This window comes from Fibrobacter sp. UWB10 (assembly GCF_900182935.1).
Lineage (GTDB): Bacteria > Fibrobacterota > Fibrobacteria > Fibrobacterales > Fibrobacteraceae > Fibrobacter > Fibrobacter succinogenes_O.
The window spans coordinates 246,722-267,077 of sequence record NZ_FXUE01000005.1 but is presented as its reverse complement, the minus strand read 5'-3'; the positions used below and the strand labels follow the sequence as shown (position 1 = coordinate 267,077).

14 protein-coding genes are annotated in these 20,356 nt (G+C 46.2%); 10 read left to right on the top strand and 4 right to left on the bottom strand.

Annotated features, from left to right (window positions below; translation table 11 throughout):
* The first annotated feature begins 44 nt into the window (after nt 1-44).
* Both QOL41_RS12575 and QOL41_RS12570 read left to right on the top strand, forming a co-directional pair.
* On the top strand, nt 45-1,142 hold the full coding sequence (locus tag QOL41_RS12575) for a tRNA dihydrouridine synthase (RefSeq protein WP_283430041.1): 1,098 nt from the start codon (nt 45-47) through the stop codon (nt 1,140-1,142).
* Nucleotides 1,143-1,383: 241 nt separating this feature from the next.
* Nucleotides 1,384-1,584: a type II toxin-antitoxin system RelB/DinJ family antitoxin gene (locus tag QOL41_RS12570; RefSeq protein WP_072977994.1), complete on the top strand. Its 201-nt coding sequence runs from the start codon at nt 1,384-1,386 to the stop codon at nt 1,582-1,584.
* 98 nt (nt 1,585-1,682) lie between these two features.
* Here the strand turns inward: QOL41_RS12570 and QOL41_RS12565 are convergent, their stop codons facing one another.
* Nucleotides 1,683-2,249: a hypothetical protein gene (locus QOL41_RS12565; RefSeq protein WP_283430040.1), complete on the bottom strand. Its 567-nt coding sequence runs from the start codon at nt 2,247-2,249 to the stop codon at nt 1,683-1,685.
* A 279-nt stretch (nt 2,250-2,528) separates the two neighbouring features.
* On the opposite strand from QOL41_RS12565, the gene QOL41_RS12560 reads away from it, so the two are divergent.
* The 5 genes from QOL41_RS12560 to QOL41_RS12540 all read left to right on the top strand — a co-directional run bounded on the left by QOL41_RS12560 (nt 2,529) and on the right by QOL41_RS12540 (nt 10,742).
* A complete protein-coding gene (locus QOL41_RS12560; protein ID WP_283430039.1) occupies nt 2,529-3,641 on the top strand; it encodes a radical SAM/SPASM domain-containing protein in 1,113 nt (370 codons plus the stop codon).
* 28 nt (nt 3,642-3,669) lie between these two features.
* Nucleotides 3,670-3,969: a hypothetical protein gene (locus QOL41_RS12555; protein ID WP_283430038.1), complete on the top strand. Its 300-nt coding sequence runs from the start codon at nt 3,670-3,672 to the stop codon at nt 3,967-3,969.
* A gap of 250 nt (nt 3,970-4,219) precedes the next feature.
* A complete protein-coding gene (locus QOL41_RS12550; protein ID WP_283430037.1) occupies nt 4,220-6,091 on the top strand; it encodes a calpain family cysteine peptidase in 1,872 nt (623 codons plus the stop codon).
* Between the two features lie 242 nt (nt 6,092-6,333).
* Nucleotides 6,334-8,169, top strand: a complete 1,836-nt coding sequence (locus QOL41_RS12545; protein WP_283430036.1) for a calpain family cysteine peptidase — start codon at nt 6,334-6,336, stop codon at nt 8,167-8,169.
* Between the two features lie 173 nt (nt 8,170-8,342).
* A complete protein-coding gene (locus tag QOL41_RS12540; RefSeq protein ID WP_283430035.1) occupies nt 8,343-10,742 on the top strand; it encodes an HD domain-containing phosphohydrolase in 2,400 nt (799 codons plus the stop codon).
* 61 nt (nt 10,743-10,803) lie between these two features.
* Here the strand turns inward: QOL41_RS12540 and QOL41_RS12535 are convergent, their stop codons facing one another.
* Both QOL41_RS12535 and QOL41_RS12530 read right to left on the bottom strand, forming a co-directional pair.
* Entirely contained in the window at nt 10,804-12,093 is a 1,290-nt protein-coding gene (locus QOL41_RS12535; protein ID WP_283430034.1) for a citrate synthase, read from the bottom strand.
* 31 nt (nt 12,094-12,124) lie between these two features.
* Nucleotides 12,125-13,417: an aminotransferase class I/II-fold pyridoxal phosphate-dependent enzyme gene (locus tag QOL41_RS12530; RefSeq protein WP_283430033.1), complete on the bottom strand. Its 1,293-nt coding sequence runs from the start codon at nt 13,415-13,417 to the stop codon at nt 12,125-12,127.
* A gap of 252 nt (nt 13,418-13,669) precedes the next feature.
* Here QOL41_RS12530 and QOL41_RS12525 point away from each other — a divergent pair, with 252 nt between their 5' ends.
* Nucleotides 13,670-14,614, top strand: coding sequence for a hypothetical protein (locus QOL41_RS12525; protein ID WP_283430032.1), 945 nt, complete (start codon nt 13,670-13,672; stop codon nt 14,612-14,614).
* A gap of 54 nt (nt 14,615-14,668) precedes the next feature.
* Here the strand turns inward: QOL41_RS12525 and QOL41_RS12520 are convergent, their stop codons facing one another.
* Entirely contained in the window at nt 14,669-17,269 is a 2,601-nt protein-coding gene (locus QOL41_RS12520) for a DEAD/DEAH box helicase (RefSeq protein WP_283430031.1), read from the bottom strand.
* Between the two features lie 77 nt (nt 17,270-17,346).
* Between QOL41_RS12520 and QOL41_RS12515 the strand changes: the two genes are divergently transcribed.
* Both QOL41_RS12515 and rfbA read left to right on the top strand, forming a co-directional pair.
* Complete coding sequence (locus QOL41_RS12515) at nt 17,347-19,443, top strand: polysaccharide biosynthesis tyrosine autokinase (protein WP_283430030.1); 2,097 nt, start codon at nt 17,347-17,349, stop codon at nt 19,441-19,443.
* Nucleotides 19,443-20,330, top strand: a complete 888-nt coding sequence (gene rfbA / locus QOL41_RS12510) for a glucose-1-phosphate thymidylyltransferase RfbA (RefSeq protein WP_283430029.1) — start codon at nt 19,443-19,445, stop codon at nt 20,328-20,330. The genes QOL41_RS12515 and rfbA overlap by 1 nt, the downstream gene beginning before the upstream one ends.
* Nucleotides 20,331-20,356 lie beyond the last annotated feature (26 nt).

Genomic DNA, 20,356 nt, shown 5'->3' with positions numbered 1-20,356 from the left:
TTCGGGCTCTAGTTGCGGAATATTTGTGAATAATTGTGGTTAAAATGTTGAAAAGTTTCAAGCTCAGGAATTTGGATGTTTTTCCGAACACAATTCTTAGCCCCATGGACGGGGTGACGGATGCTCCGTTCCGTAGACTTTGTCGCGTTCTTTCGGGCAATCGCATGGGTCTTTTGGTGTCGGAATTCGTTCCGACCGACGGAGATGCCGTTTTTTGCCTGGATGGCCACAAGCAACTTAAGTTTTTCCCCGAAGAACGCCCGTTTGGAGTCCAAATTTTCGGGCGGTTCCCTGACAGAATGGCCGCTGCCGCTAAAAAGATTGCTGAAAACCTTCACCCGGAGTTTATCGAGGTGAATGCGGGTTGCCCGGCACCGAAGGTGGCGGGAAAGGGGAGCGGTTCTGGCCTTTTGCGTGACCTGCCGCGCCTGCAAGAGATTTTGCACGATGTCCGTGCTGCGCTAGATTCTTCGAGTGTCGATATCCCGCTGACGCTCAAGTGCCGAATCGGCTGGGATGACCAGAGCATTAACGTGATGGAAACGCTTGCGATCGCCGAGGGCGAAGGCGTGGAAATGCTCACGGTGCATGGCCGTACCCGCCTGCAGGGGTACAACGGCCTTGCCAACTGGGAATGGATTGGCAAGGTCGCGGCCGCGGCCAAGATTCCCGTCATCGGGAATGGCGACGTGAACAGCGTCGCGACCGCCCGTGAAAGACTTGAAACCTATGGCGTGTCGGGCGTGTCTATTGGCCGCGGCGCCATGCACAATCCGTGGATTTTCGGACAAATTGCCGACGCCTGGGAAGGTAAGCCGGAACGGCAGATGACTGCTATCGAAGCGCTGGATGTTTTCCCGCTTTACTACAAGTTTAAGCTAGAAGATGGCTCTACCGAAATGGGGGCGCTAGGCCGCCTTAAACAGCTTGCGGCAAGGCTTTGTAAGGGATTTGATGATCCTGAAATGCACGTGCGCCAAACCCTGCTTACCGCACAGAATGCCGATGAATTCTTTAGCCGATTGCAGTCGCTCAAAGAGGGTGTTGCCCGCGATATGTTGTTCTCGCCGGACCGTTTGGTGAACCTGAATGGAGCTAAAGAGACCGAATTGAAGTTTGGTGACCAATTTGTCGGAAGGTAAACATTTTTTTATCTGATTTTTTTTAGATAAACTGCGTCGAATATTTGTTCGAGTTTTTTGAGTTTGTCTTAAAATGAAAGATTGCTGTATTGCAAATGTATTACTGTTGTTTACGGTTTTATAAAACTCCGATGAAACAATTGTTATTTTGTGCGGAAAATGATTATTGTAAATAAATTGTAAATTTGACAACAGATAGAAAATAAGCTATAGTTAAAGAGCTTTTTTAAGGGTAGGAACTATGGCAATAGTAAGTGTAAGAATGGAAGACGAAACAAAAAAGAAGTTCGAAACCTTCTGTGATTCCGTGGGAATCACTGTTTCTGCGGCAGTAAACATGTTCGTGAAGATGACGATTCGTGAAGATCGTCTGCCTTTTGATGTCAAAGGGCATTCTTTTGAACCGCTGGGAAAAGTGGTTCAAGCAAAGGATGTTGGCTAGATTTTTTTTCTTGCTTAATTCATTGTGAAAGTAAAACGGGTCTCGAAATAGAGGCCCGTTTTGTTTTGTGAGAAAGAGGTGTTTGTTGAATTGCTCTTTTATTTCGTGAATGCGGATACTTTTTTCCCGTCAATGGCTAGCCACAGACGGATTGCACCTTTAGATTCTCCCCAACCGTTTGCAGGTTCGACGTATACGAAGCCGCCTTCAATAGAGGCTCTTTTCAGGATTACAGAAGTTGATGCGACTTTTGTAATGAGCGTTGTTTTGGATGATGTTTTCTGATAGTATACATAATATTGGTTGGCTCTTGAAACGGCTTCCCATGACAAATTGATTTCGGCTGTTTTCGCAACATCTGCTACTAACTTTGTAATTGAACCTTGTGGGCACGTTCCTGGTTTTGTGTCTTTTGTTGTTCTTGAACCGCTGCTTCCACGAGAGTTCATAGCCGTGATGACATACCTATACTCGCTGGTTGCTGAAATTTTAGTGCTTGTATCGTTGAATATAATTTTGTTCCCTTTTTGATATTCGTCAGCTGAAATGTTGAAGGTCTGTTCTGTTTTGTCTATTCCAGTGGTTACTCTTTTTCGTTCGATTATATATGAAGTGGCTCCGTTGGAACAATCCCATGTAACAACAAATCCTTTTACGAGATCCATTGCGACGCATTTTAGATTTTTTACGGCGTTAGGCTTCTTTAATATAATACTCCTTTTGTTATTTTGTTTGTAGTTTGTTGTGTAAAATTATATAAAATGTATTATTTGGAATGTAAAATTTTTGTGTAGGAATTAACATTGTTTCGTTTGTAATGCAATGTAATGTGTTGTGTAGTCGTTGTTTTGCTTATTTGTAAAATCTATACTTTGTTAGAAATTTCTGTAAATATTTTGTCTATATTTGTTTGATTTATTATATATTGTTGATGGAAATAGATTATGAATTTGCTATTAAGTTTAACAGAAAAGTGCAATTTACGCTGTAAGTATTGTTATTATAAAACGAGCCAAGTTGATCGCAAGCTTGAAATGAATGATGAAATTCTTGGAAAGGCGATAAAACTTGGCTTGGAAAGAGTGATTAAATTAAAGCACGAATTTTTCAATATCACTTTTTTTGGTGGCGAACCTCTTTTACGAATGGATGCTATTCAAAAGGGTGTGAATCTTGCTAGATCGTTGGTTGAATTTAGACGCTCGGAGCTTCCTGAACGCTTTGAATTGCGGTTTGCCGTGAATACGAATGGAACCCTCTTTAGCGATGAAATTTTGGACTATTTTGAAAAGGAAAAAGTTCAAATATATCTGTCTTTAGATGGGCCTGAGAATAAACACGATATTGCTAGAGTGAAAATTGATGGGTCAGGCTGCTTTAAAGATATTGCTCCGTTTATTCCGAGATTGGTTAATATGGATGCGACCGTGTTGTCGGTGGTGACTCGCGAACATGTGCGAGGCTTGGCTGACTCTGTTAAATGGGTGTTTGGACAAGGCTTTCGTGGGATGTCTACGGCTTTGAATTATGATGGTAAGTGGACTGGTGAAGATTTAGATGCGCTTGCTTTGGAATATCAAAAAATGGCCATGCTTTGGTTTGATTTCAGAAATGCGGGAAAGGATCTTTATTTAGGGACGATACAAGATAAAATTACCTATGCCGTTTTGAATACCAGATTGAAGGATCAATCGTGTTCTGTTTCTAAAGGTGGTTTTGGTGTTGCTGCGAATGGAAATGTTTTCCCATGCAGTCGTTTTGTAACGAGTGCTCCTGGTGCAAAGTATGTTTTGGGAAATGTTTTGAGCGATGGTCTTGAAATGTTTTCTGGTCCGGTGGCAAAAGATTTATGTCATTTTTATGAATCTGATAAACCGGAATGTAAAGGTTGTGCGATTAAATATCGCTGTTCTGCGCATGAATGCAGTTGTACGTCTTTTTACACGACCGGCTCGATTTATGGGGTGTCCCCTGAAGTGTGCACTCATGAGCGAATACTGGTTGCTATTTGTGATGAAGTCCTCGAAAAGCGTCGGGCTCAAGGCGAATTTTTTTAACTCACTAACCCTAAAAAAGGATAAAACAATGGCTACAAAAATCGAAACCAAAGCAGTTGCTGCAAAGTCTACCGCTAAAGCTGCCACCAAAAGCAATAAGGTTCTTGCTTATGATGGAACAAAAGGCATTATCGTTGAAAGATGGGCCTTTGAACATCTCAGACCTGTAAGACGTGGTGGTTCTCTTGTGGGTTACATTATGGACCGCGATCTGTTTAGAGCTGCAGACTTTAAGCAGGTGGAAAAGGCTGTAACTCTTGCAAAGGCTGCTGATACTAAGGTTGCAACCTCTGCTGTGAAGGCCAAAGCTGTGGCCAAGAAAAAGTAATTTTTCCTTGTTGTGAAAAAGCGAAAGTCTAGTTTGCTACGCAAACTAGACTTTCTTTTGTGTAGAGGATGTAATACAAATGAGATAAAATAGTTTTATGAAGTAATATATTTTGGATAAAGTTGTAAAAATAAATAAAAAATGTACTTTATTGTTATGATAACATTATATTGATAATGTTGTTTGAAATCTATAACAACGTAAATCTCTTGCCCTTAACACTCAACTTATTATAAAGGAAACAAATAATATGGCAAATAATAATGACTTCGTTTGTGGTTGCCCAGATCCGTTTAGTGTTGCGGAATTCGTCAGTGGAAAAAGTATTAATTGGTCAAAGGAAAAAGATGACCTTGATACAGTTGCAAAGTGTTTTGGAGTTACTAAACAGGGCTTTATGCGAAATGCAACGGCGCTTTTGAATCCTCAGGTTACTGTAGATGCAAAAGGTAAAAAGTTGGTTCTTTCAGAAGAGAATGCTCGACAAAAACTTGATGAAATTTTGAAAAAAAATGCAAGACCGCTGAAGTCTACAAAAAATATTTCAAGAAAAAATAACGCAAAAAATGTATTGATCATTGATCAGAAACGTGAAAAGATTGTTGATTCGTTGCTAAAAAAAGAAATTGATGTGTCAAAACTGAAACAGAATGTTGAAATTTTTGAAGAAAAGGTTGGTAGTAATGATGAGGTGTTCCTGCCTTCTGGCATGAAATGGCAAGACAAGGGCTACTTCTTTAATGAAATTGTTGATTGGCGAGATGTTTGCCAAAATGGTATTGGAGACTGCTATTTTCTTGCGGCGCTTTGTTCTGTTGCCTATGTTAATCCTTTCTTGATAAAAAATGTGACAGCTTTTCGTGGAAAATGGAATGAAGGTGCTGGATGTGTTGAACGTGAATCTCCGTGGCATGCGATTGATTTCTATGTTCCTGATGGAACAAGTGAAGCTTCTTTAGCATGGAATGATAAAAAGAAAACCGTGCAAACAGTTGTAACTTCAGAAGAGGTGCTTGTTAAAAGTGATGGACTTAATTATGGAGTGTGCGGTCAAAAAGAAAAGTCTTGCATGTTGAATCGTAATCCGCTTCCAACGGCTAAAGCAGATAAGGATTCGTGCTGGGCCGCTGTTTATGAGAAGGCTTTTTCCAAATTTTTAGAGAAAAGTACATCAGATTGTCCAAATATGCTCTCTGTTGGAGATGCTAGGAAAAATGGAAAAGAGGGTGCTTTGATACATGGTGGTAGTGCAAGTAATGCTTTAAAAATCCTTCTTCACACAGAGCAGGTGACTGTAAAGAAACTTGATTCTATGTCGGAAAGTCAAATTTGGCAATGGGCGGTGTCCGCTTCCGAAAATCCGTCTTGTGCGTCGATTCATGGTGAAACGAAGGAAGAAAATGGTACCAAAGTAAGCTATGGCAAAGCTGGAACCGAAGAATATTACTTGGAGCGAGGACTTCACATTTCACATGTGTATTCAGTGTTAAATGGGTATGCTTGTAATGGGAAAAAATATGTAGTTCTCCGTAATCCACATGGAAAAAATAATAGCAATCTTAAAAATAACTCTAAAGTCTATCATGGGAATTGGAAGTATAGCACTGGCTACAACGTGATGGATTCTTATCGAGGATTGTTGGATATTTACAAGGAAGTTGAAGGTAATGATGACCCATATAATTCTAATGGAGTATTCTTGTTGGAAATAGCAGAATTCAAGCGATTGTTCCACGATGTTTCGTATTATAGTGGACCGTCTTTGACCTATGGCTATACCAATTTGGTGTCGGAAGAGCCGGTTCGATTTGTTGAGTTGACCAATAAAATTATGTTAATGGATTTTGCCAAGAGAGTATCGGTGAAATTGGAATGTATTGAGCCAGGCAGTGCCGAGATTGTCTCTCTACCTGCATCTTTGATTTTGAGGGCTAATGGAAAGACTACGATTGATTTGTCGCAAAAGAAAATAAAGGATCGTTCTAAAGTAAGAGTCGTTGTTTTGTCAAGCGGGAATGTACTGCAGAGTCGTACGTATTATTCTAGATATTTCTATTATCATAAAAGTGCGTCTAAAACGATCCATTATGAATGTACTTCAGGTTCAATAATAGAGCTGTAGACTATTTAAGATTGTTTTGGTAGATTAAAGCTCCTCTTGTGTTTACGAGAGGAGTTTTTTTATAGATAGAACTCTGTTGCATTTCAAAGAATATTGAATGTTGTACAAAATAATACATTGTAAACAAAGTAGTAAAATTATTGAAATAATTTACTTTTTGATTACAAAAACATTATATTAGCAATGTTGTTTGCAATCAACATTTAACTCCTAACCCAAAACCTTAAAAAGGAAAATCGTAAATGGCTAATAAAAATTATATTGGTGGTTGTCCTGACCCGTTTAGTGTTGCAGAACTTATTAAGGGCGAACGCATTAATTGGTCAAAGCAAAAGGATGGCTTTGATGCTGTAGCAGAATGCTTTGGCGTTACAAAAGAGGGCTTTATGCAAAATGCAACATCTCTTTTGAATCCGCTAGTGACTGCTGATGCAAATGGCAAACTCAAGGCTGTTTCAGAAGAAGATGCTGAGAAAAATTTGGATGCGCTGCTGAAAAAGCATGCAAGACCTCAAGTGGCTGCTAAAACGTCCAAAAAGGCGACCTCGACTAAAACATTGTCGGCTGCGCAACGACGTAAAAATATCATCAATCTGTTGCTGCATAAGCAGGTGTCTGATAAAGTCAAAAATCAAATGATTGATAATGGTGAAGTTTCCGGTGTTGGAAGCAATGATGATGTGTATATGCCAACAGGAATGAAATGGCAAGACAAAGGATATTTCTTTAATGAAATTGTTGATTGGCGTGATATCTGCCAAAATGGTATCGGAGACTGCTATTTTCTTTCGGCACTATGTTCTATAGTCTATGTTAATCCGTTCTTGATAAAAAATGTGACTGCACTTAGAGGTAAGTGGAATAATGGAGCTGGCGGTACTGAGAAGTATGCTCCTTGGCATGCTATTGATTTCTATGTCCCCGATAGCACGTACTATGAATCGTCGGTAGCTTGGAGTGACAAAAAGAAAACGGTACAGACAATCGTTGCCTCAGAAGAGGTGCTTGTATATAACAATGGCTTGAATTATGGCGTTTGTGGCCCTAAGGAAAAGAATTATCGCATTAATGGAGGGACGCTTCCGACATCTAAGGCTGATATGGATTCTTGTTGGCCTGCTGTTTATGAAAAGGCTTATGCAAAGTTCTTGGAAAAGTGTACTTCCGATTATCCGAATATGTTGTCGTCGAATGATGCTGCAAGAAATGGAACATCTGTAGGTATTATTCATGGTGGTAACGCAGATGCGGCTTTGAAGGAACTTCTGCATACAGAAAATGTTACCACCAAAAGCCTTTCTGCGATGACGGAAAGCGATATTTGGAGTAGGGCAATGTCTGGTCGTAATTGTCCTGCGTGTGCCATGATTTACCGTAGGGTACGAATTGAAAATGGAGTTTCAGTTAACTATGGCAAAGCCGGCACGGAACAGGATTACTTGAATTTGGGACTCTATATTTGGCATGCCTATTCGCTTTTGGATGTCTATAGTTCGGGCAATACAAAGTATGTCGTTCTTCGTAACCCGCATGGATATAATCCTCTGACTCTCAAAAACAATCCTAAAGTTTATCATGGATGTTGGGGGTATAATTTCGGGTATAATATCATGGATACCTATCGTGGCCGATACGATATTTATAGGGGTGTTAGTGGTAATGATGATCCGTATAAATCTAATGGCGTTTTCCTGTTGGAAATTAACGAGTTTAAACGTCTTTTTGATGACATTTGCTACTATGACGGACCGTCGTTGAGCTATGGATCTACAAATTTGGTGTCAGAAGAACCGACTCATAACGTAAAAGTAACCAACAATTATAGCAGTTCTGTGTCTGTAAGGGTACAATATCAGGATCCGGATACGGGATCTACATCTACATGGACGTATGGCTCGTTGGCGCGAAACGGTTCTGCTACGATTGATTTGTCAACGAAAAATATCAAGGATCGCTCTAAAGTGAGAGTTGTTGTTTATGTTGGCGGTAGGTATTCTTATTCTAGGTACTTCTACTATCATAATAGAGCCTCTAAAACACTCAATTTCAAATATTCATCTAGTGGTTTGCGTGAATAGCTGCAAAAAATAGGGAGCCGCGAGGCTCCCTTTATCTATTTCTAACCCCCAATTATTCCAATTTGGACTAATTTATAGGCGATTTTTGGGGGCTTTTTGAAGGGGGAGCTGTTGCAACACCCCTATTTTCTTATATATATTAAAGTCATCTATTGTCCTTAAGAAGGGAAAATATGAAGAACAAAATTTTCGCCTATAAAAATGCGGTGGAGTTCGAAAATGAACTTTTCCTGTTTAGCAAGTGGTACAAGGAACATGGGAATCCTCTCATGTGCTTCCAAATCCACACGGCCATATTGGATCCCGAAAAGCTGAAGCTGATCTGGGATGTTATTGAACGGGTGTTCCCCGATGTCCCTTGGTTTGGCAATTCCACTAGCGGAAATATTGTTGATTGCGAACAGACGGTCGATATTTCGGTGTCTGCAATTATTTTCGAAAAGCCGGCGAGCAAGTTCCGGGTTTTCCAGTATGACTTTTCTAAGGAATCGGTTGGCGGCATTGCGAATGAAATCGTAAAAGAGGCGGACCGCAATCCGTGGGTGAAGGCGGTCGAAATTTACCACTGCATTTCACCGTTCTCGACTACGGCTCTTTGCGAGGGGCTTGACGCTTTAGCTCCTGATATCCAGGTTTTCGGTGGTATTGTCTGTTCGCCTGATATTACGAGCCCGAATTCCTGCGTGTTTTCGTCGGTGGGTGGGTTCTCTAAATCGGGCCTGTTGGTTGTTTTTTATGGTGGTGCGGACTTGCATGTGGATTCCCGTAAGATTAGCGGCTGGAAACCGATTGGCCGTAATTTCCACGTGACGCGTTCCGAGGGCAACATTCTTTATGAATTGGGTGGTGTTCCGGCATACGAAGTCTACAATAAGTACTTGAATATTAAGAATGACAAGAACTTCTTCTATAACGCGCTTGAATTCCCGATGCTTTATGAACATAACGGGGTTTCGATTGTGCGTGCGGCGGGTGCTAGTAACCCGGATGGTTCGCTAACGATGTCGTCTGATATTGACGAAGGCTCTATTGTGCGCTTGTCGTATGGTGAACCGCAGCTGATTGTGCAACGCATTAAGGAAGAAAGCGAAAAGTGCGTAAAGTTTGCGCCTGAAGTTCAGCATATTTTCTCTTGTGCGGCTCGAAAGGCTTTCTGGTCGCAGCGTGAACCGACTTACGAAATTTCTCCGTTCAAGGGCTTGGCTTCTAGTACCGGATTTTTCTCGCATGGTGAATTCTTGCGTGAAAAGGGTCATTTGAACCAGCACAACATTACGCTTGTATTTGCCTCGATGCGTGAAGGTCCTGCGGTAAAGCAAGAACATGTCAAGGTTGAAGATATTCAAGAAGGTATGTCGACGAGGCTTCCGCTTGCGGCCCGTATGGCAACGTTCATTCGCGAAACTTCGTTCGAATTGGAGCAGATTAACAGCAAGCTTCGTGTGATGAACGAACACCTGCAAGATGTCGCGACAACGGATTCGTTGACGGGGCTTGAAAACAGGCTTGCTTTTGATGAAATCCTGAGGAAGATTAGCCAAGAGGACGCCGATGCTTCGGGCACTTGGACTATGGTGCTGATGGATGTGAACGGCTTGAAGTACGCAAACGACACCTTCGGTCACCAGGCGGGTGATGCCTTGATTGTGGCTGCGGGCGAAGCGATTAAGAATGCTTACGGCGCGGCCGGAAACTGCTTTAGAATCGGTGGTGACGAATTTGCCGTGGTGACACATGCTCCGCTGGATTCTCTGTTTGTGCTGTATAGCAACTTGAAAAAGTGCATTGAAGAATACAACAAGGGCGCTTTGTATCACTTGTCTATTGCGGTGGGCGAAAGCCGTTTGCGCAGTGATTCGGGCATTCGCAAGTCTATTAGTGACTGGAAAATGGAAGCTGACTTGAATATGTACCGCGACAAGGTGCGTTACCACAAGCCGGTGGAAAACAACGAAAACCAGAACCTGAAGGACTTGATTTCTTGCTTGATTACGGTGGAAGAAGCAAAGGATTCTTATACGGCGCATCACTCCGATCGTGTGAAGGCTTTCTCAGAACAGATTGCTAGGTTGCTGGGCCTTTCGGAAGGTTCTGTTTCGCTGATTACCCATGCTGCACATTTGCATGATATTGGTAAGATGGGCATTAGCGATAACGTGCTCGGCAAGCCCGGTAAGCTTACGGATGATGAATTCTCGATTATTAAGCAGCATCCGGTGATTGGTGCCAAGATTTTGATGCAGTCCAACTACACCCATGAATTGGTGCAGATTGTGTTGCATCACCATGAACGTTACGATGGTCGCGGTTATCCGGAAGGCTTGAAGGGTGAAGATATTCCTATTGGAGCCCGTATCATCGCTATCGCAGACTCTGTTGATGCAATGACGAGTAAACGTGTTTACCGCGATGCCTTGTCGCTGGATTACTGTCGCCAGGAAATCGAGAAGAACTTGGGCGTGATGTACGATCCGGCCATTGGTAAGGTGGTGTTGGATCATTGGAACGAGGTTGCCGACTTGCTGATGAAACTGCAGAGCGGTCGTCCGAAAGTCATTGATCGCACCAAATAATCTTATAGCGAAAAAAGCCGCCGGAACAAATCCGACGGCTTTTTAATTGCTTCTTTGATAATTAGCGTTTATCGCGGTCGACCCAGGCGCGAGCCGTGTGGCCCGTGTAAATCTGGCGCGGACGGTTAATCTTGGAATTCGGATCGTCGTGCATTTCCTTCCAGTGGGCAATCCAGCCGGGCAAGCGGCCGATAGCGAACATCACGGTGAGCATGTTCGTCGGAATGCCCATGGCACGGTAGAGAATGCCCGAGTAGAAGTCCACGTTCGGGTAGAGCTTGCGTTCGACAAAGTAGTCGTCCTTGAGTGCAGCTTCTTCGAGCTTGAGCGCAATGTCCAGCAGCGGATCGTGGAAATGTTCACGTTCGAATACCTGGTACATGAGCTTCTTGAGCACTTTGGCGCGCGGGTCGTAGCTCTTGTACACGCGGTGACCGAAGCCGGAAAGGCGGAACGGATCGTTCTTGTCCTTGGCCTTTGCCATGACCTGTTCGATGGTCATGCCGCTCTGCTGAATGCGGAGAAGCGTTTCGAGCACGGCCTGGTTTGCACCGCCATGGAGCGGGCCCCACAGGGCGCAAATGCCTGCACAGATACTTGCGTACAAGTTAGCGTGAGAGCTACCCACCATACGCACCGTAGACGTAGAGCAGTTCTGTTCGTGGTCGGCGTGTACAATCAGAAGCGTGTTCAGTGCCTTTTCCATAATCGGATCGGGGTGGTAAGAACGGGCCTTACTGCTGAACATCATGTTCAAGAAGTTGCTGCAGTAGCTGCGTTCTGCTTCGGGGTACACGAACGGTTCGCCGATGCTTGCCTTGTAAGAGAAGGCGGCAATCGTGCGGATCTTCGAAATCAGGCTTGCGGTCGTCAGGTCGAACACGTCGGCGATGTTTTCGTCGTCGTAGAAACGCGGCGTAAACAGACCGATGGCGTTCACGATGGAGCTCAGAATGCCCATGGGGTGGGCACTCGGCGGCATCTGCCTAAAGAAGTGCAGAAGGTTTTCGTGGAGGAGCGAGTTCTCGGTCAACAACGTGCGGAAACGCGCCAGCTGCTGCTGAGTCGGCAGTTCGCCGTAAATCAGAAGCCAAGCGGTTTCGGGGAAGGTTGCCTTTTCGGCTAGGTCTTCGATACTGTAGCCGCGATAACGCAGGATTCCGTGTTCGCCGTCCACGTAAGTGATGGCGCTTCGGGTGCTACCAGTGTTCAGGTAGCCGTAATCCAAGGTCACCAGGCCGGTTTCCTTGCGGAGTTTGCAGATGTCGAGACCGTGTTCGTTTTCAGCACCTTCAACAACAGGGAGCTCGATGCTCTTTCCGTTGTAACTTAAAATGGCGTTGTCGGACATTATTCCTCCAGGAGGTACGGGTTCCCGTACCTTACTTCATCTTCAAAATGCAATTATAGATATTGTCGAACAGCTTGGGAAGCTTTTCGGTCGGCACGGCAGAGAATGCGAGGCGAATCAGGCCGGAAAGCGTGATCGTACCGGTGCTGTAGTCCTTGATGAGCTTTTCGCGGAGCTGTTCTGCGTCAACGCCCTTCGGCTTGATGCACATAAAGTAACCGCTGTTGCACGGCATCGGGTCAAAGGCGTCCTTGTATTCCGGATGGGCGGCCAAGACTTCCTTGATGATGTCGTAGCGCTTCTTGAGGGTAGCGTACTTTTCAGCCTTCTGCTTGGCGTATTCTTCGCTCTGGTAAGCGGCGAGCAGGATCTTCTGGCTGATGCTCGGGGCGTTGGAGATGTTGCCACGGACGGTACCGGCGGCTTTGTCTTCGAGAGCCTTGAGCTGTGCTTCGCTTGCACCCTTGAAGCCGAAACTCATGAAGCCCACGCGGAATCCCCATACGTAGTCTTCCTTGGTCGGACCGTCGAGCTTGACGGCGAGGAGGTTTTCGTGAGCGTCAACGAGCTTCACGAAAAGGGATTCCTTGGTCACGCCTTCTTCGTACACCAGTCCGAAGTAAGCGTCGTCGAGGAGGGCCACCACCTTGTTGCCCTTGGCGGCGCATTCGGTGAGGATCTTGGCGATTTCGACGGCTTCCTTTTCAGTAGCGGTGTAACCGGTCGGGTTGTTTGGGAAGTTCAGGAGAACGACCTTCTTGTCGCCCTTGCTGGCTTCGAGAGCGGCCTTGAGGGCTTCAGTGTCGAAGCCGCCGTTCTTGAAGGTGTTAAAGGTCTTGATCTTGGCGCCGCGGGCGTTTTCGAACACGAGTTCGTAGTTGTCCCAGTACAGGTCCGGAATGATCACTTCGTCGCCAGCGTCGAGGAACATGTAGCCGGCGCAGCTGATGGCGTGGGTGAGGGCGCAGGTCACGACCGGGTTGCTGAAGTTCTTCTGCTTGAGGGTCGGGTTCTTGATGATGACCTGTTCCTTCCAGGCCTTGCGGAGGTCCGGGTTACCGAAGCTCGGGGCATACAGGAAAGAAGTCTTGGGGAGGTTCAGGGACTTGAGAACGCAATCCAGCACCAACGGGCTGCCATCGTCTTCGAGGGCGGTACCGATCGTAGCGTTGATTTCGGAGCCCTTGGCTTCGGCACCCTGGCCGAGGATACCCTTGCGGGGGAAGAAGATTGCCTTGCCCTGTTCAGAGAGCATGTCGAGAACTTTGCAGCCGTTGGTTGAAAGTTCGGCGTTGAGAGCCTGTGCTAAAGGATTGTAGTTCATAGTGGAGTCCTTTTAAATTTTTGCGGGTGCAAAAATAGAAAAATTTGGGATATTTCCCACCCTGTTCGCCCTTGCTTAGCCGGGAATAACCTGTTCTAACGGCTAAATAAGCAAAAAAATATTTTTTGAAAACAGTAATTACAGATTTGCCTGTTTCCCGTGACGAAAAACACTGGATATTGCAAAAACTGTAAAGTCCCTTGTGCAGAGTAGTGGATTAATTTATATTGAAAGGCGTCTTAGGAGGCTTTTATGAAAAAAGTTTGGGTTTGTTGTGCCGCGCTTTCGCTTGCGCTCTTGGCGTGTAGCGATGATTCTTCGTCGAATTCTAACGGTAATCATGCTTCGGCAGGGTCCAATAAAGTCGAACTGATGTTGGGCCAATGCCTTGATAACGGCTTGGGCGTTTTATACAAAAAAGCGGGCTCCGATGAATTGGATAAAGCGTACCTAGTTGAAGATTCAACGGGAAACAATCAAATCTTGGTTCCTGAATTGAATGATTACTGCGGCATTATGGCCGATTTCAAGTCTAAGCGATTGGGCGATACCTTGGAAATCTGGTTCAATCTGGAAGATGCCGCCGTGACAAGCTGCATGTGCATCAAGGATCACCTGTTCAGTATTAAGTCAAGCGATGCCGATGCCAAGTATTTCAAATATTCTGGTGAAGTTTTTGCAGTGACTTCTGAACCTGCGCCTGTAAGGCCCGAAATCGAAGTCCCCTTTATTCCCGATGCACCGGAATTTGATGAATCGGAGCCGCATCAAGAAGTGACGGATGTGATAGGTCATTGCGATGCAATGCTCGATGAAAATGAAGATCTCTTGAGTAACAAGTATCTCTATGTAGACGCCTGGAATGATTTTTCGGAAAGGGATTCTAATGGGGTAGGTGCGCCGTTTGCAAGAACGCATTATGACGGAGATGATGTCGTATTGGTTTTTGAAAAGGGGTTTAATTGCGATGAAAAAGTTGCAAGTGCTAATGTGTTCCCTTCGGGCGATACACTGTACGTAAAGCCCGAAATGACGAAACTAGATTCCGTGAAATTAGATCCGGGCGAAAGTTGTTCCTGTATGACACGAGCTGCGTTTAAGCTCAAGAATGAAGGTGTTTATGCCGATGCAAAGTATATGGTTTTTGGAAACCACATGGAATATGTGTATACGCTGAAACCAGGAAAAAAAGATTAATCATCACCTAGCTCCTTGGAATGATTAGCGCACCCCTTCGGGGGTGCGTTTTTGCTAAACCTCGCCGATGCGAGTCATTTTGAGGAGCGGCATGCCGGCGTCGCGGCATTCGGCAAGATTCACGTCGAAATCGATGCTCCAGTCGTTGAAATCTTCTTCGTCTTGCAGCATTTGCTGAACGTGCATGATTTCGCCTTCGTAGGTGATAATCGTATGGTGTAGCGAGCGGCCTTCGACATCGAGGCGGAACTTGTGATGTTCTGCGGTGTAGGCGGCCATGATTTCCATGAGCATCGATTCGGTCCAGGGCTTGCCTTCGCCGTCCACGAGCATTTGGCCTTCGGCGAGGTCGTCGGCGAGCATATCGAGCACATCGCCATAGGCTTGTTTCTGGAGTGCTGACATAAGCTGGAATATGCGCTGGCGTACCATGACAATAAAGCGCTTCTTGTCGTAGGTAATGTCGGCGGCCACCTTGTCGGCCCCGAAGGCGGTTTCGAGTTCCGTGGCGCCTGCGGCTTCCATGCGTTTCTGGTAGTCTTCGGGGTGGGCCATCTTTTCCCATTCTTCGAGCAAGCTTGAGTCGGTGCGGCGAATCATGTCGCCGAGATAATCTTGCATGTCGAGGAGTTCTTCGTTCTTGTAGCCGTCGGGAACGGTCTGCGAAAGCACCTTGTAAACGCTATTCAAGTGTCTAAGCAAAATGGCTTCCATGCGTTGCAGGCCGTATTGTTTGACGTACCCGCTGAAGGTGCTGAAGTTTTCGAACATTTCGCGCACAATGCTCTTGGGCTCAATATTCACATCGACCCAGGGGTGTTCTTCGGCGAAGGCATTGTACGTGTCGTAAATGAAATCGCGGAGCGGCTTGGGGTACTCGACTTTTTCGAGTTCTTCCATGCGCTGGTTAAATTCCATGCCTTGCGCTTTGAGTTCGTCGAGTTTGGCGTTGCGCGCCTTATTCTGCTGAATGCGCAAGATGGCGTCTGGATTTTCGACGATGCTTTCGCATAAAGTAATCACGTCGAGGGCGTATTCCGGGCTTTCGCGGTCCAATTTGGGCAAGGTATCGACCAAATACAGCGAAAGCGGCTGGTTCATTGAAAAGTCGTCTTGCAAGTCCATATTCACGCGGAGCTTACTGTAGCCGGGCGCAATTGGTGTAATAAATTCGATGATATTCTTTTTGACGAGGCTCTTGAAGAGTTGGAAGGCGCGGTGCTGCAATTGCTTTTTGCTGGCGGCGCTTTCGTGGCAATCCTTGAGCAGGTTGCGCATGGCAAGGCAACCATCGGTAGGGCGGCTCAGAATGTTCAAGAGCATTCCGTGGCTCACCTGGAAACTAGAAGTCAGCGGTTCTGGCGATGCGGCAATCAAACGCTTGAAGGTGCTTTCGTCAAAAGGAACGTAGCCGTGTTCAGGCGGTTTCTTTTTCTGGAATTTTTTGCCAGTCGTTTTGGTCTTGGCTTCGAGTTTTAGATTTTCAATCACGTGTTCGGGCGCCTGCGCGACCACATAGCCGATGTCATCGAAACCCTTGCGGCCCGCGCGGCCTGCAATCTGGTGAAAATCACGGGCGGTCAGAATCGCCGTTTTGTCGCCGCTGTACTTGCAAAGTTGTGTGAAAAGAACCGTTCGAATCGGAACGTTTACGCCCACGCCAAGCGTGTCGGTGCCGCAAATGACTTTGAGCAACCCTTTTTGGGCGAGTTTTTCGCAGAGAATGCGGTACTTGGGCAAAAGTCCGGCGTGGTGCAAACCGATGCCCTGCTTGAGCCAGCGTTTGACTTCGGGGCCGTAGGGACTGCTGAATCGGACTTCTTTGATTGCTTCGTTAATGGCTTGCTTTTCTTCTTTATTGCACAGGTCCAAACTCATGAAGTTTTGGGCGTTCATGGCGGCTTGTGCCTGCGTAAAGTGTACTACGTAAACGGGGGCCTTGCCGTCGTTTACAAGTTTTTGTACAGCCGTCGAAATTTCTGTGGTGCTGTAGCTGAAATCGAGCGGTACGGGCCTTTGGCTGGAACGCACCGTGACGGATTCGCGGCCCGTATGTTTTGTCATGTCGCGTTCGAAAAATTCGGTAGCGCCGACGGTTGCGCTCATGAGCAGGAATCGTGCCTGCGGAAGGGTCAACAGCGGTACTTGCCAAGCGACACCGCGTTCCTTGTCGGAATAGTAATGGAATTCGTCCATGACCACGTCGGTAATCGTGAGCATTCCGCCTTCACTTAGCGCCATGTTACTTAAGATTTCTGCGGTACAACAAAGGATAGGAGCGTCATGGTTGACGGTCGCATCTCCTGTCGAGAGCCCTACATTCTCGGCGCCGAATTCTTTGCTGAGTGCCATCCATTTTTCGTTGACCAGGGCCTTGATGGGGCAAGTGTAAACGCTACGCCTGCCGTGGGCCAAACTGTCGAAATGGAGGGCCAAGGCGACCATCGATTTTCCGGAACCCGTGGGCGTATTGAGAATGACGTTCTTGCCGTCCAAAAGCTCCAAGATGGCTTCTTCTTGAGCGGGGTAGAGTGATGTCCCGCGAGACTCAGCCCATTCCATAAACGATTCCAATATGGTTTCGGCGCCTTCGCCAGCGTTAAAAGGGGTTTGGGGCAAGAAGTCTTTCAATGTTTTGCGGGTGTTTTCACTCATAATGCCAAAGATAGCTTTTTGAAAATAGTTCGGTTTTGCTAAATTTTGCCTTGTATTGAGTTTGAAGGAAACCAGTTATGGCAACAAAGAAAAAAGAAGAAACCGATGTCGGTGAATATTTAAAGGAACTTGCGAAGAATTGGGCGATTATGGTGCCCAGCATTCTCCTTGCGGCGTTTGTCGGCGTGTTTGTTGCCATGTGGATTAGGCCTGTTTATCAGGTTGATGCCTTGCTGCAGATTGAATCGAAGAGCAACAAGAGCGCGGGCCTGGTTGGTGGTCTTGGAAATCTGTTCGCAACGAGCAGCCCTGCCGAAACGGAAATGGAACTCATCAAGAGCCGTCAGGTGATGGGTTCTGCTGTAGAAAAGATGCGTTTGGACTTGGTTGCCGAACCGTTGAACAAGTTGGACCGCTTGCTGCATAAGGAAGGCCGTGTCGACTTGATGAACTTTAGCTATAACAAGGAACGCTTGCCGGCCGATTTGCGCGAAGAACCTTGGATTCTTGAAACGAAGGATTCTTTGGGCAATTTTGACCTTTATGACTATAAGGATAGCCTGGTGCTTTCTGGTACGGTTGGTCAGACGTATCACTTTGTCTATGCGGGTGATTCGGCTACGTTTGGCATTTTCAAGGCTGATGTGCGTGAAGGACAGCGCTTTGCAATATCCAAGTTTAAGCGTCTCGATGCAATCGCCAAGTTCCGTTCCGCATTCGATGTCAAGGAAAAAGGTAAAAAGACCGGAATTCTTGAATTTTCGTACCAGGATATTTATCCAGACCGCGGCGTGGAAATCTTGAATGAGGTTGCTTCTTCTTACTTGCGCCAGAATGTGGAAGAACGCAATGCCGAAGCTCAGAAAACGTTGGAATTCCTTGAAAAGCAGTTGCCGGATGTCAAGGCCCAGATGGATTCTTCGCTGTTGAATCTCAATACTTACCGCAATCAGGTGGGCTCTGTCGACATTAATGCCGAAACGCAGTTGGTGCTGCAACGCCGCATGAAGTTGCAACAGGATATTTTGTCGCTGCAGCAGAAAAAGCAAGAAGCGATTCGCTTGTTCCATTCTGAACACCCGACGGTCAAGACTCTCGAAGATCAAGAAAACGCCTTGAAGCGTGAACTTGCCGGAACGTCTAGCGAAGTCAAGAAACTCCCCGCTACCCAGCAAGAAGTGCTGAAACTCCAGAACCAGGTGGAACTCACCAAGGTCATGTACACCTCGCTTTTGAACAATATCCAGCAGTTGCGTCTGGTGTCTGCTGGCGAAGTGGGTTCTGTGCGTATTGTGGACTTTGCAGAACAGGTGACCAAACCGACCAAGCCTAAGAAGCGCGTGATACTTTGCATTGCCCTGTTCCTTGGATTCTTGCTCGGAGCAACGATTGTTTCGATCAAGTCCAAGTTTAGCAGTGGCGTAAAGAGCGCTTCGTTCATTGAAAAGGAAACGGGCTATACTGTTTACGCCAAGGTGCCGAAGGGCAACCCCAAGGGAACAAAGGGAACAAGGCCTTTGGCTGTGGTGGAACCCGACGACGTTGCTGTGGAATCGTTGCGTGCTCTCCGTTCTTCGTTGGAATTCTCGATGATGGACGAAGGTGGTTCTGTGGTTGGCGTGAGCGGCCTTATTCCGGGTGTGGGCAAGAGCTTTGTCTCGGTGAACCTGGCAGCTCTGTTTGCTGGCCTTGGCAAGAAGGTCTTGCTGATTGATGCGGACTTGCGTAAGGGTAGACTCCACAAGGAATTCGGTATCAAGCGCAGTAACGGTCTTTCGCAGGTGCTGCTCCGCGAAGTGAAGGTCGAAGAAGTTGTCTTTAAGACCGAAGTTGAAAACCTGTATGTAATGCCGTGCGGCAATGTGCCTGCAAACCCGGCCGAACTGCTTGGTTCTAAGCACTATGCAGAATTGATTGAACAGTTCAAGAATGATTATGATTTGGTGATTGTCGATACGCCGCCGATTATGTTGGTGACTGACGCAGCCTTGGCTTGCCGCGTTGCTGCCCAGATTGTGATGGTCATTGAATACAACAAGCATTCGATTGAAGCGATTAAGGATGGCATGGCCCAGATTCTTAAGGGTAACCCGCAGGCTCACGCCTCTATCGTTATTAACAAATACGAACACAGTCGCACCGAAGGGTATGGCTACAAGTACGGGAAATACTAATGAAAGGAATTGTTCTCGCCGGAGGCTCCGGTACCAGGCTTTACCCGCTGACCATGGTGACGTCTAAACAGCTTTTGCCTGTTTACGACAAACCCATGATTTATTACCCGCTGTCGACTTTGATGCTTGCGGGTATTCGCGATATCCTGATTATCTCGACTCCGACGGACTTGCCCAACTTTGAACGCTTGTTGGGCGACGGTTCCTCGATGGGCCTGAACTTGAGCTACAAGGTGCAGCCGAGTCCCGATGGCCTTGCCCAGGCATTTATTCTGGGTGAAGAATTTATCGGTAATGACTGCTGCGCCATGGTGCTGGGTGATAACATTTTCTACGGTAACGGCTTTAGCCCGCTTTTGAAAGCTGCAGTGAAGAATGCCGAAGAAAATGGCCGCGCAAGTGTGTTTGGCTACTATGTCGAAGATCCGGAACGCTTTGGCGTGGTGGAATTCGATGAGTCGGGTAAGGTGATTTCGGTTGAAGAAAAACCGAAGGAACCCAAGAGCAACTATGCGATTACGGGTCTTTATTTCTATGACAATCGCGTGTCTGCATACGCAAAGGCTCAGAAGCCGAGTGCTCGTGGCGAACTTGAAATTACCGACCTGAATCGCGTGTACTTGGAACAAGGCGAACTCGACGTGAAACTCTTGGGTCGCGGCTTTGCTTGGCTCGATACCGGTACTATGGACAGCCTGATTGAAGCGGGCGAGTTCGTGAAGATGGTGGAAAACCGCCAGGGAATTCAGATTTCTGCAGTTGAAGAAATCGCCTACATTAACGGCTGGATTACCAAGGATAAGCTCTTGGAGTCTGCGGCCAAGTACGGAAAGTCGCCTTACGGCCAGCACCTGCGCAAGGTTGCCGAAGGCAAGATCCGTTACTAATTCAATTGTGAGCTATTGAAAAAAGC